The organism is Actinoallomurus liliacearum, from assembly GCF_039542035.1.
Taxonomy (GTDB): Bacteria; Actinomycetota; Actinomycetes; order Streptosporangiales; family Streptosporangiaceae; genus Actinoallomurus; species Actinoallomurus liliacearum.
In genome coordinates this window covers 182,759-195,296 of sequence record NZ_BAABHJ010000003.1, presented here as the reverse complement: position 1 = coordinate 195,296, position 12,538 = coordinate 182,759, and the positions used below count along the sequence as shown (strand labels likewise).

The 12,538-nt window shown below is 73.0% G+C and carries 10 protein-coding genes and 1 pseudogene; 6 read left to right on the top strand and 5 right to left on the bottom strand.

Annotated elements, in window-relative coordinates; translation table 11 throughout:
• Nucleotides 1–41: 41 nt before the first annotated feature.
• Together ABD978_RS06795 and ABD978_RS06790 are read right to left on the bottom strand one after the other, a co-directional pair.
• Nucleotides 42–764, bottom strand: a complete 723-nt coding sequence (locus ABD978_RS06795; RefSeq protein ID WP_345350096.1) for a CHAP domain-containing protein — start codon at nt 762–764, stop codon at nt 42–44.
• A 145-nt stretch (nt 765–909) separates the two neighbouring features.
• Complete coding sequence (locus tag ABD978_RS06790; protein ID WP_345350093.1) at nt 910–2,238, bottom strand: serine hydroxymethyltransferase; 1,329 nt, start codon at nt 2,236–2,238, stop codon at nt 910–912.
• A 165-nt stretch (nt 2,239–2,403) separates the two neighbouring features.
• On the opposite strand from ABD978_RS06790, the gene ABD978_RS06785 reads away from it, so the two are divergent.
• Nucleotides 2,404–3,666 carry a PucR family transcriptional regulator gene (locus ABD978_RS06785; protein ID WP_345350090.1) on the top strand — a complete coding sequence of 421 codons (1,263 nt, stop codon included), beginning with the start codon at nt 2,404–2,406 and terminating at the stop codon, nt 3,664–3,666.
• A 117-nt stretch (nt 3,667–3,783) separates the two neighbouring features.
• Here the strand turns inward: ABD978_RS06785 and ABD978_RS06780 are convergent, their stop codons facing one another.
• Nucleotides 3,784–4,770, bottom strand: a complete 987-nt coding sequence (locus ABD978_RS06780) for an AraC family transcriptional regulator (RefSeq protein ID WP_345350087.1) — start codon at nt 4,768–4,770, stop codon at nt 3,784–3,786.
• 81 nt (nt 4,771–4,851) lie between these two features.
• On the opposite strand from ABD978_RS06780, the gene ABD978_RS06775 reads away from it, so the two are divergent.
• Complete coding sequence (locus ABD978_RS06775) at nt 4,852–5,460, top strand: anthrone oxygenase family protein (RefSeq protein ID WP_345350084.1); 609 nt, start codon at nt 4,852–4,854, stop codon at nt 5,458–5,460.
• Between the two features lie 79 nt (nt 5,461–5,539).
• Complete coding sequence (locus ABD978_RS06770) at nt 5,540–6,178, top strand: maleylpyruvate isomerase N-terminal domain-containing protein (protein WP_345350081.1); 639 nt, start codon at nt 5,540–5,542, stop codon at nt 6,176–6,178.
• A 48-nt stretch (nt 6,179–6,226) separates the two neighbouring features.
• Here ABD978_RS06770 and ABD978_RS06765 read toward each other — a convergent pair.
• Nucleotides 6,227–6,646, bottom strand: a pseudogene (locus ABD978_RS06765) (transposase); the annotation flags it as partial.
• Between the two features lie 288 nt (nt 6,647–6,934).
• Here ABD978_RS06765 and ABD978_RS06760 point away from each other — a divergent pair.
• The 3 genes from ABD978_RS06760 (at nt 6,935) to ABD978_RS06750 (ending at nt 10,507) form a co-directional block, all read left to right on the top strand.
• On the top strand, nt 6,935–7,642 hold the full coding sequence (locus tag ABD978_RS06760) for an RraA family protein (protein WP_345350078.1): 708 nt from the start codon (nt 6,935–6,937) through the stop codon (nt 7,640–7,642).
• A gap of 244 nt (nt 7,643–7,886) precedes the next feature.
• Entirely contained in the window at nt 7,887–9,353 is a 1,467-nt protein-coding gene (locus ABD978_RS06755) for a hypothetical protein (RefSeq protein WP_345350075.1), read from the top strand.
• The gene (locus tag ABD978_RS06750) at nt 9,341–10,507 is read left to right on the top strand and encodes an ARPP-2 domain-containing protein (RefSeq protein ID WP_345350072.1); all 1,167 of its coding nucleotides are present in this window, start codon (nt 9,341–9,343) and stop codon (nt 10,505–10,507) included. Before ABD978_RS06755 ends, ABD978_RS06750 begins: the two co-directional genes overlap by 13 nt.
• A 1-nt stretch (nt 10,508) precedes the next feature.
• On the opposite strand, the gene ABD978_RS06745 is transcribed toward ABD978_RS06750, so the two are convergent.
• Nucleotides 10,509–12,461: a potassium transporter Kup gene (locus ABD978_RS06745; RefSeq protein ID WP_345350069.1), complete on the bottom strand. Its 1,953-nt coding sequence runs from the start codon at nt 12,459–12,461 to the stop codon at nt 10,509–10,511.
• Between the last annotated feature and the right edge of the window lie 77 nt (nt 12,462–12,538).

The following is a 12,538-nucleotide window of genomic DNA, read 5'->3' as shown; positions in this document are numbered from 1 at the left end:
CGGGGCCCGAACCATCGGCACGGGCCCACGGCGCATCCGGCTCAGAAGTGGATGTAGTTACCGACGCTGCTCGCGCTGATCGTCCGCGTGTCGTAGTTGTGGGCGCTGAGGTAGTTGTACTCCTCGACCAGGATGGTGCCGTCGCTGTTCACCCGGGCGACGTAGGCGACGTGGCCGTACGAGCCGGTGTTCCACTGCGCGACGGCTCCGACCTTGGCGGTGTGGTCGACCCTGACCCCGGCGGACAGCGCGGCGTCGTCCCAGTTGTTGGCGTTGCCCCAGTGCACGCCCCGGTAGGAGTTGGTGAAGTCGACGCCGAGCCGCTGCCGGACCCGCCAGGCCGCGAAGGACACGCACTCCCGCTTGTAGAAGAGCCACGGGTCCGCCTCGCTCGACGAGTCGGACTTGTACGGGTAGTCGTCGGTGACCGTCTGGACGCACGGAGGCGCGACGGTGCCGTCCGAACCGGTGTAGATGTAACTGTCCGCGACGTAGCCGGCCGGACTCGTGATCTTGTCCCAGATACTGCTGGTGCCGTAGGTGCCGGTGACCGTCGTCCCGCGCGTCTGGCACGAGATGGTGACGCTCGCCCCGTCCGCCACGCTCCCGACCGCCGTGTAGCCGGTGCCGGCCCCGGAGCGCACGGTCAGGGCCACACCGCTGGTGTTCACCGTGCCGGTCGCCGCACTGGCGGTCGAGACGCTCAGCATGATCCCGGCCGCGGTCGCCAGGACCGTCAGCCCACTTCGTCTGATCCAGGCCATTTCTGACCCCTTTCTGGCGGAGGATCCGATCAGACGGTAAGTGATCTTCTAACAACCTGGAATCGGCAGATGTGACAAATTAACGACCCTCGGCTGGCAACCTGACACTGCCGCCGAGGGTCGGGAGACCGCGGCCCGGTCCCGCTCAGCGGACGGTGAAGTGAACTCCGGAGAACCCCGCGCGCCACGTGGTCACCTCGGCGGCGACCGTCTCCGGCTCGGTGTCCGGGTCGAGTCCTCGGGCGATGAACGAGGCCAGCGCCGGCATGTCCGCCTCCGTCATGCCGAGCCGGACGATCTCGGGGGTGCCGACGCGAAGACCGTTCGTATCGCCGTCGACCGGCGCCACCGGCAGGCCGATGCCGCAGGCCAGGAGGTTCGCCCGGCGCAGCCGGCGCGCGGCCCGCTGCCCGCCGCCGTACCGGTGGGCGAGGATGGCGAACTGGTGCGACCGGGTCGCGCCACGATCGGTGGCGAAGACCGGCACGCCCAGCGCCCCGAGCTCCGCGGCGAGGCGGGCGGCGGTCGCCGCCATGGTCTCCGCGTACGCCCGCCCGGCGACCTTCCAGTCGAGCATCGTCACGGCCAGCGCGGCGGTCCGCCCGGCGTCGAAGTTCGCGGTCAGCCCGGGGTAGGCGATCGCGTCGAGGCGTTCGGCGAGCTCGGCGTCGTCGGTGACGATCAGCCCGCCCGCGGGGCCGCCCAGGCTCTTGTACGTGCTCATCGTGATCAGGTGGGCCCCTTCGGCGAGCGGCTGCGGCCACACCCGCCCGGCCACCATGCCGCAGAGGTGGGCGGCGTCGAAGAGCACGCGCGCGCCGACCGAGTCCGCGATCTCCCGGATGGCGGCGACCGGGTGCGGGAACAGGTTGAGGCTGCCCCCGATCGTGATCAACGCCGGCCGCGTCTCCTCCGCCAGCCCGCGCAGGGCGTCGACGTCCACGGTGTAGCCGTCCGCGGCGACCGGCGCCGGCACGGTGGTGAGCCCGTACAGCCCCGCCGCGCCCGGGCCGTGGTGCGTGACGTGGCCGCCGATGTCGGCCGGCGGCGCGATGATCGTGTCGCCGGGCCGGCAGGTCGCCATGAAGGCGTAGAGGTTGGCCAGCGCGCCCGAGCCCACCCGGACCTCCGCGTACCGGGCGCCGAAGACCTCCGCCGCCAGCTCGGCGGCGATGATCTCGATCTGCTCGATCGCCTCCAGGCCCGTCTCGTACTTGTCCGCCGGGTGGCCCAGCGAGGCCCGCGAGCCGAGCCCGGCCGCCAGCATCGCCTCGGCCCGCGGGTTCATGACGTTGGTCGCGGGGTTGAGATTGATCGACTCGACGTCGTGGATGCGGTGGTTCTCGGTGACGAGCCGGTCGAGCTCGGTCAGCACGGCGGGGGCGGACCGGCCGGCGACCGACTCCGACACCTCCCGCACGCGCTTCTCGCTCGGTGCCGGAACCCAGGGGCGGGCGGCGAGGGAACGTCCCATCGGGCGGATCTCCTGGTGACTGCGGGACGGCGGCCGCGCGCGGGCGGCCCGTACCCGGCGAACCTAGATCGCGGCTGCCGGCCGGCGCATCGGATGGACGGCGTGACCTGCGCGTCGCCGTTCCTACACTTGTCGGAACGCGAGTGTCGAAGGACGGGAGGGCCGGTGGAGAGCGGCGGAGTCCAGGCGAGGCTGGACGCGCTGGCCGCCCGCATCGGGCACGGCGTGTCGGTCGACGACCCGGACGGCGGGCTCGTCGCCTACAGCGCGCACGAGGCCGGTGCCGACGCCGCGCGGATCGCCGCCATCCTGACCCGGCAGGTCGCCCCGGCGATCCAGGACTGGCAGAACCGGCACGGCATCGCCGAGGCGAACGGTCCGGTCCACGTCCCCGCCAACCCCGCGCTGGGGATGGCCCCGCGCGTCTGCGTACCGATCCGCGCGGACGGCCGCTGCCTCGGATACCTGTGGGTACTGGAGTCGGACGGGCCGCTGGCCGACACCGCGATCACCGAGGCGCTGCGCTGCGCCCACGACCTCGCGGACGCCCTCGCGCGGCGACCCGGCCCCGTCGTCGACGGCGGGGTGGACGGCCTGGTCCGGCGGCTGGTCGGCGAGGAGTCCGGCGCCGACGTACGGGACCGGCTGGCCGCGGCCGTCCCCGCGCTGGTCGGCGCCCGCGTCCAGGTGTGCGCCGCCGTGCCGTACCGGCCGGGCGACGAGCGGGTCGCCGCGCTCACCTCGGCGGACTTCCAGCGTCTGACCGCGGGGACGGCCCCCGCGCTGCGCCCGCATCCCGCCTATGTCGGCTCGTTCGTCGGCGCGACGCACGCGGTCGTGCTGCTCCGGCATCCGGCGGACCGCCCTCCGTTCGCGGACGCGCTCCACCGGGTCGCCGAGGCCGTGGGCGGCCGGACCGCGCCGGCCGGGACGCGGTTCGCCGTGGGCGCCAGTGAGCCGGTGCCGTTCGCCGCCGGTACGGCCCGCGCCGCGCACGCCCAGGCGCTCGCCGCGGCCGAGCTGACCGTCCTCGACCCCGCGCTGCCCGAGCCGCTGTCGTGGTCCGACCTGGGGCCCTACCGCGCCCTGCTGCGGATGCCACCGGCGGACACCGAGGACGTGCTGGCGCCGCTCGACCGGGCCGCGACCTCGGGCGACACGCTGACGCGGACCCTGGAGACCTACCTCGACCTGGGCGGCGACGCGCAGCGCACGGCGGCCCGGCTGCGGCTGCACCGGACGAGCCTGTACTACCGGCTGGGCCGGATCGCCGACCTCCTCGGCGCCGACCTCGGGGACGGGCTCGTACGGCTCGAGCTGCACCTCGCGCTGAAGAGCCGCCGCCTCGCCCGGCGCTCGCTCACCGGGTCCGGCCTCTCCGGAGAGCTGTCACCCGACCGGCGGTCCGCCCGCGACGCGTTCGCCTGACGTCGAGGCCCGCTCACCCGCGCGCGGGATCAGACGGCGCAGGCCGGACGGTACGGGTCAGGCGGAACGGGGTCAAGCGGGACAAGGCCAGACGGGACGGGGTCAGGCGGGACAGGGTCAGGCGGGGCGGCGGCGCCAGGGAGTGGTCGGCGCGATCGGTTCGCGGACGCGGGCCACGGCGGCGCGGTGCTCGCGTGGGCTGACGCCGCGGATGCGCTTGAACGCGGTGCTGAGCGCGAACGAGCTGCCGTAACCGACCCGCTCGGCGACCTGTCCGATGGTGAGCTCGGGATCGCGCAGCAGGTCGGCGGCGAGCGCGATCCGCCAGGCGGTGAGGTAGCCCATCGGGGGCTCGCCCACCAGCGCCGTGAACCGGCGGGCCAGGGCCGCCCGCGAGACGTTGGTCTCGGCGGCCAGCCTCGCCACCGTCCACGGCCGCTCGGGGGCGTCGTGCAGGAGCCGCAGGGCCGGGCCGATGACCGGGTCGCCCTGGGCGCGGTACCAGGGCGGCGGGTCGGCCTCGGGCCGGGAGAACCAGGTGCGCAGGGCGGCGACCAGCAGCAGGTCGAGGAGCCGGTCCAGGACGGCGTCCTGGCCGGGCTCGTCCTTGACGACCTCCCCCGCGAGCAGCGGGACGAGCGGGCCCTCCCAGGCGTCGCCCCGGATGACGACGAGCGGGGGCAGCGCGTCCAGCAGCGGACGGCAGATCTCGCTGAGCACCTGATAGGTGCCGGTGACCATGACGGTGGCGCCCTCGGGGGCGTTGCCCCAGGTGCGGACGCCGAGCTCCCCCAGGTCCGACAGCTCGCCGCCGTCGGGGGTGGTGCAGCGCTGGCCGGGGTGGATGACCGCCTGCGGCGCCGTGGCCGGGTCGTCGGCGAAGACGTACGCGTCGGGGCCGCGCAGGATCGCGACGTCGCCCGGCCCCAGCTCGGTCGTCCCGCCGTGCTCGGGGATCACCCAGGCCGTGCCGCGCACCACCGCGACGAGCGTGAGCGGCGCCTCGTCCTGCACGCGCAGCGCCCAGGGCGGCAGGAGGGAGGACCGGAGCAGGAAGGCCCCTTCGGCCCGGGGGCCCTTGAGGAGACCGGCCACGACGTCCATGACCGAGACTGTAGACGAATGAACATGTATTGAATAGCTTCAGCCATGGGCAGTCTCACCTGCGCGCCGTTGAATTGAGCCATGGCACTGAAGAACCTGCAGACCGTTCTGCTGCTCGCGGCGACCGTCACGACCGGGCTCATGGCCGGCTTGTTCGCCGCCTTCGCGTACTCGGTGATGCCCGGCCTGCGCCGCAGCGACGACCGCGCGTTCGTCGAGGTGATGCAGAACATCAACAAGGCGATCATCAACGGCTGGTTCATGCTCTGTTTCATGGGCGCGCTGGTGTTCCTCATCGGCGCTGCCGTGCTGGCGTGGCGCGGCCACGGGCGGCCGGCCCTGCCCTGGATCGTCGCCGCCCTGGTCCTCTACCTGGTGATGTTCTTCGTCACGAGCGGGGTGAACGTCCCCCTCAACAACCAGCTCGCCAAGGCCGGCCATCCGCGGCACCTCGCCGAGCTGGCCGCCGTACGCCATCAGTTCGAGGCCCGGTGGGTCACCTGGAACGTCGTCCGGGCGGTCGCGAACCTCGCCGCGTTCGCCTGCCTCGCCTGGGCCCTGGTCGTGTACGGCGCGCACCGCGACGACCCGGGTGCCGCTCCCGGCCGGCACTCGGCGGCGACGCCGGGCGAGGCGTGGAAAGGGGGGCTCGTGACGCATCACATGGGCGCCGAGGGCCGCAGGCTGTGAGACGCTGTGTCGCGGCCCGCGGGCTGCCGGGCCGGCGGGCGTTCCGCGGCCTCGTACGCCGCTGCGAGGGGTGAGAGCCGTGACCGGTACGACGGACGACTTCCTGGCCGTGGCCCGCTCGGCGGCGGCCCTGCTGCGCGACCCGGCGGTGGCCGCGCGATGGAGCGAACCGAGCGCGCTTCCCGAGTTCGGGGTGAGCGGCCTCGCCGGTCACCTCGCCTACCAGGTCCTCGCCATCCCGCAGATCCTGGCCCAGCCGGTTCCGCGGGAGCCGTGCGTCCCTTTGCTGGAGCACTACGCCCGGGTGGACTGGATCGACGCCGGTCCCGACGCCGACATCAACGTCCGCATCCGGCGGGGCGGCGAGGAGCGGGCGGTGGGCGGACCGGAGGCGTTGGCGGCTGAGGTGGACGCCGTCATCGAGCGGTCGGCGGCCGACCTCGCCGCCGAGCCGGACCGGCCGGTGCGCCTCCCGTTCTGGGGACCGTGGTCGCTGACCCTGGACGACCTGCTGATCTCCCGCATGATGGAGCTGGCGGTCCACTCGGACGACCTCGCCGTCAGCGTGGGGATCCCGACTCCGGCGCTCCCCCGGAGCGCCGTCGAGACGGTGGTCGACCTGCTGACCCGCCTCGCCGTACGCCGGCACGGCCCGACCGGCGTGTTGCGCGCCCTGAGCCGCGCCGAACGGGCCCCGGCCACGATCGCGGCGTTCTGACGACCGGACGCCGAACGAGAGCAGAGAGACATCCCAGGAGCGTAGATGTCAAGCTGCAAGCGACTCCGCGTGATGCGACCAGGCGGTCATCTCGTTGTAGAGGGTGCCGGTTTTCCGGCATCCGTGGAGGATGCCGACGAGGCGGTTGGCGAGCTGACGCAGGGCGGCGTTGTGGCCGGACCCGCGGGCGCGTTGCCGGTCGTGGTAGGCGCGGGCGCCGGGCGAGAGTCTGAGGGAGCTGAACGCCTGAGTCATCAGGGCGTCGATGAGCCGATCGTTGTGAACGAACCGGGCCAGGGCGACCTTCTTCTTCCCGGACGCTCGGGTGATCGGAGAGGTACCGGCGTAATTCTTGCGGGCCTTGGCGGTGGCGTAGCGGTTCGGGTCGTCGCCGAACTCTGCGAGCACCCGGGCGCCGAGGATGGGTCCCAGTCCTGGCTGGGACACCTCCACATCGTGATGGTCCTCAGCCCAGTCATCCCCGACGAACAGCCGCAACGGCCCTCCCGTTCTCGACGCCGATCACCTGCAGCAGCCGGCGGGAGAACCATCAGCGACCTGATCAAGCAGTGCTCACACCGGCCGACCGGCGGGCACGACATCCCATCAGCGATCAACTCTCCCGGCCAACCGGCAAGGGGCACGGTCTCTCTCTCCAGGACTCAAACGTCCAGGAACCCAGAGTGCTCACCTGCCGGTGGCTACCGACCAGGAGTCTGCCGGATGGCAACTCCCAGAACTGATTAGGAACCACGGATGGACGAGAAGGATCTCGGGCGGCGCTTCGAGACGCTGACCACCGCCCATGTGGCGGACGCGTGCATCCGCGCCGGCCTGCCCGTGCGCTGCGCGCCCGCCGCGATGAGCGCCGTGGAGCCCGGGACCCGTCTGCTGGGCCGCGCGCGTCCCGCCCGGCACCTCGGCAGCGTCGACATCTTCCTGGAGGCGTTCGAGGAGGCGACGCCCGGCGAGGTCCTGGTGGTCGACAACGACGGGCGGCTCGACGAGGCGTGCGTCGGCGACCTGGTCGTCCTGGAGGCCGCGGCGGCCGGGCTGACGGGCATCGCGATCTGGGGACTGCACCGCGACACCGCCGACATCCGGGCGATCGGGCTGCCGGTCTTCAGCCTGGGGGCGATCTCGACCGGCCCGCTCAGCCTCCGTGACCGGCCCGCGGACGCGCTCACATCGGCCACCGTGGGCGACCACGTCGTGACCGGCGACGACCTGGTGCTCGGCGACGACGACGGCGTGCTGTTCGTCCCGGCCGCCGAGGCCGAGCGCCTCCTGACGATCGCGGAACGGATCCGCGACACCGAGCGGGCGCAGGCCGAGCGGATCCGCGCGGGCGTCTCGCTCCGCGAGCAGGTCGGCTTCGCCGCCTACCTCGCCGCGCGCCGTGAGGCGCCGTCGCTGACGTTCCGCGAGCACCTGCGGTCGGTGGGCGGCGCGATCGAGGAGTGAGCGGGTGAGGCCGAACGGTGCCGATCGACGAGGGGGCATCCGAGGCCGATGGGTGCGGCGGTCGAGGAGTGAGAACCCGGCGCCTCACCGGAAACCCAGGTGAAGCGGGCGCGAGGCCGGTGCTACGGTTCCGGAGCCGGCCGCGGGACTCCGGTGCGACTTCCGGAACCCGCCTGTAAAGCGAAGATTCGCAGCTCGTGCCCTCATTCCCCGGCCGGCCTCCCCTCCCCGGAAGGTGCGGACCGTGACGCGTGCCCAGACCAGCGCGGACCTGATCGCCGCGGAGGACGTCCTGCTGTTCGTCAACGCGGCGATCACGTCCACGGGCCAGCGCGAGTTCCACTCCGGCGCCGACGAGCAGCGCCTGTCCCTGGACTTCCTGCACCAGTACCTGCTCGGCAACTACCGCGACCTGTACGCCGCGACGCTGGCCCTGGACGTCAACGACCACAACGCGGTGCTCATCGCGCGGAACCTCCTGGTCGCCGCGGCGGAGGCGAGTCCCGCCCAGCGCCGCGCCGAGGGCGGGCTGATCGCCCGGCGGCTCGCCCTGCTGCCGCCGCAGCGGGTGTACGGGCTGTTCCGGCAGCTGCGCCGGGCCCGGGTCAACAACCGGCGGACCCGGGCGATCATGCGGGACTGGCTGGCCGCCCGCCCCGACCCGGCGTTCGACGCGGTGAAGTACCGGGCGGCGGTCAAGGACGCGGTCCGGCACGCGCACCTGGCGCCCGCCGGGGAGCTGGGCCCTTTCCTGTTCACTCCCCACCGGCCCGCCGCGTACCGGACGCCGATCCTGGAGACCTGGCGGCGCGCCCACTACGAGCAGGCGGCGATCTACGACCTGCCGTACACGGTGGCGGAGGGGTTCGCGGCCCGGCACGGCGTCCCGCGCGCGGCGTTCCTGGAGCGGGTCGCGCCCCGGCTCACCCGGCTCGAGCGGCTGCGCCTGCAGGAGTCCGCGCGCCGCCTGAAGGCCGGCGCGGTGGCGACCGACCTGAGCACGATGCCGCTGACCCGGCTGGCGTCGTACGTGCTCGGCCTTCCCCTGGCGGACCGGCAGGACCGCCGTGCCGAGCTGACGGCGGCGCTGCGCGCGGCGGCCCGCCGCGCGGCGGGCGAGCAGGCGGGGCGCTGGGGAACGGTGGCCGCGGTGCTCGACGACAGCTTCTCGGCGTACGGCTCGGGCCAGAAGCGCCGCCGGCCGCTCGCCGTGGCGCTGGCCTGCCACTTCCTGCTGGAGGCGCTGGCGGCGGAGTACACCCCGCTGTGGCTGTCGGGCCGCACCGACGCGCTGTCGGTCCGGCCGTACGGGCCGACGCCGCTCGGCGAGCGGATCCTCGACGCGCTGGAGCTCAACGCGGATCGCCTCGTCACCGTGTCCGACGGATGGGACAACGCGCCGCCGGGGCTGGCCGGTGAGGTGCTGCGGATCTGGCGCACCCGGCTCGACCCGTCCCACACCTGTGCCGTCGTCCATCTCAACCCGGTGTACGACGCCGCCGACTTCGACGTACGACGCCTCGCGCCGACCGTCCCGACCGCCGGCATCCGGGACGCCGAGAACCTCGTCGCGCTGGTCGAGCTGGCGCGGTTCGCGGAGGGGCGTACCGGGCTCCCGGAGCTGCGCGCCCACCTGAGCCGGCGCGTCGCGGAATTCCTGTCTGAGGAGCGGGCCATGAGTCCGACGGAGGAGGCTTCATGGCCGAGCTGACGCTGAACGGTCTCGCCACCCGGCCGTCACAGGTGTGGGGCGGGGTGCGGCTCGTACCGCTCGTCCGGGAGGAGCCGATCGAGGACCTGCGGCTCGACGCCCGGCTCTACGACGCCGACGCCGGAGTCGTCGCGGTCGACCCGCGGACCGTCTACTGCTCCTACATCCCGCACGGTTACGTGGCGACCTGGGCGGACGACGGCGCGCCGGCCGCCGCGTACGGCACCCAGCTCCGGGACTCCGCCGAGCGCGACCGCGCGCCCGACCGGATGCGGCTGCGGTTCCACCGCCGGATGGCCCGGCGGCTCGACAAGAACCGGCTGCGCTTCCTCCCCCTGCACCTGGCGCTGGAGGGCTACCTGGCGCTGCACTTCGGCGGGCCCGAGCTCGCGTGGGAGGAGTGGTCGCAGCAGGCGATCCGCCGCGGGCTCTCCCCGCGGGCCGAGGAGGCGTACACGGGCGGCGCGGTCCGTGGCCTGGCCGACGCCCTGCGGGTGTTCGAGATCCATCCGGGGCAGTGCGGCGTCCTCGTCCATGTCGCGGACGCGCTCGCCGCCGCGTTCGTGGTGCCGCATCCCGCCGACTACCGCGCTCTGCACTCGACGCTGGTCCACGACCTGTACGGCGAGCTGATCTACCACTACGCGATGCTGGGCGGGCCGGTGCCCGCCTTCGGCGCCCGCGTCGACGACACGGCGGTGCGTTCGCTCGCCGACCTGCGGGCCGCCGCCCGGACGCAGCGGGACGAGTGGGCGGCCTTCCACGACGGCGTCATGGCGGGCGGGCTGCTGGGCGGCGACTACACCTACGACTACGTCCAGCAGGTGGGACCGTACCGCCTGTCCCGGCTGCTGCCGTCCTTCGAACGGCAGCGGGAGAACCACCTCGGTGAGCTCATCGCCGACGACGCCGGGCGGCTGGCGTACCTCAAGACCTTCCGGCTGTCGGAGAACCAGGTCCGGCGCGGTCACCTGCTCACCCGGCTCGCCGCCGGCGACTGGCGGCTGTCCACCACGGCGGCCGCCATGGGCGTCACCGAGCCCGAACTGGTCCGGCGGATCGAGGCGGCCGGCTTCGGGTACCTGCTCCGCCAGGACGTCCGCGACCACTACCGCGCCCGGGCCCGCCGCGGCGCGCCCGGGCGAGAACGGTAGATCAGACGTCCACCTGGGTGCCCATGACGACGGTGCGGCCCTCCGGCAGGCGGAAGTACTCGGCGGGGCTCGCGGCGTTGTTGGCCAGGGTGAGGAACAGCCGCTTGCGCCACCGGCTCATGCCGGGCTCCCGGGTGAGGCGCAGGGTGCCACGCGACAGGAAGTACGAGGCGTGGTCGGGGTCGATGTCGAGCAGCTCGCCGTCCTCGCCCTTCGCCTGCGACGCGGCGAGCCGCAGGGCCGCCGGGAGGTCCTGGTCGTCCTGGAACCCGTACTTGATCGTGACGTGCACGATCCCGTCGTCCCGGTAGCCCAGGTCGTCGACGGCGATCCGCTTGTCCTGGGGAACGTGCGGGATGTTGTCGTACGTCACCGAGACGATCACGACGTGCTCGTGCAGGACGTGGTTGTGGTCCAGGTTGGCCCGCAGCGCCAGCGGGGTGGTCTCCTTCCCCGGGTGGGGGAACACCGCGGTGCCCGGCACGCGCGGTACCTTCATCGTCCGCAGCTTCCGCACGAGGTCGGCCAGCGCGCCCTCCTTCTCGTTCCGGCGAACCGTGACGATCTCGCGGCCCCGCTCCCACGTCTTCATCACGGTGAACACGGAGACCGCGATCAGCAGCGGCAGCCAGCCGCCGTGCGTGACCTTCGTCAGGTTGGCCGCGAAGTAGGTGATCTCGGCGCCGCCGATCACGACGCCGATCAGCACGAGCCGCCACACCGGCCACCGCCACTGCGCCCGCGCGATGACCAGGAACAGGATCGTCGTGATGATGAGGGTCCCGGTGACCGCCACGCCGTACGCCGTCGCCAGGTGCTCGGAGGACTTGAAGCCGAACATCAGCGCCAGCACGCCGATGAACAGGATCCAGTTGACCGCGGGGACGTACACCTGCCCGATCTCCCGTGGCGAGGTGTGCCGGATCCGCAGGTACGGCAGGAAACCGAGCCGTACGGCCTGCCGGGAGACCGAGAAGGCCCCGGTGATCACCGCCTGGGAGGCGATCACCGTGGCCGCGGTCGCGAGGATCACCATGGGCAGCCGCGCCCAGCCCGGCAGCAGCAGGAAGAACGGGTTGGCGACGCTCTTGGGGTCGCGCAGGATCAGCGCGCCCTGGCCCAGGTAGTTGAGCGTGAGGGCCGGGAACACCACGCCGAACCAGGCGCGCCGGATGGGCCGGCGGCCGAAGTGCCCCATGTCGGCGTACAGCGCCTCGGCGCCGGTGATCGCCAGGACGACCGCGCCCATCGCGATGAACGCGATGTAGGGGTGGTCCAGCACGAAGGCGCCGGCGTACGTCGGCGACAGGCCGAGCACGATGCGCGGCTTCCGCAGCACCTCCCCGAGACCCGCGAGGGCGATCGCCGCGAACCAGACCACCATGACCGGCCCGAACAGCTTGCCGACGCGGTGCGTACCCCAGCGTTGCGCGAGGAAGAGCAGGGTGAGGATCGCCGCCGCGATCGGCAGGACGAGATGGGAGACGGCGGGCGTGGAGACCTTGAGGCCCTCCACCGCCGACAGCACCGAGACCGCCGGCGTGATCACGCTGTCGCCGTAGAACAGCGAGGCGCCGAACACGCCGAGGGCCATCGCGACCACGGCCTTGCCGCGCACGCCGCCCAGCACCCGGCGCACCAGGGCGGCCAGCGCCATCACTCCGCCTTCGCCCTCGTTGTCGGCGCGCAGGATGAAGATCACGTACTTCACCGACACGATCAGCGTGACCGACCAGAACACCATGGAGATCACGCCATAGACGTCGCCGCTCGTCGGGCGGACCGCCCCGTTGTCGATGCGGAACACCGTCTGAAGGGAGTAAAGCGGGCTCGTGCCGATGTCGCCATAGACGACCCCGAGGGCACCCAACATCAAGGCCAACAGCCCGGACCGGTGCTCGGATGCGCCCGGCCCGGACTTCGATGCGGTGTCCCGCACCACTGAATCGGTCATGAGCCCATACCTACCTGACGGCGGTCCGGCCACACACGACCGGGTCGGCGATAGACCGGGCCCCTGACCGCGGAGGG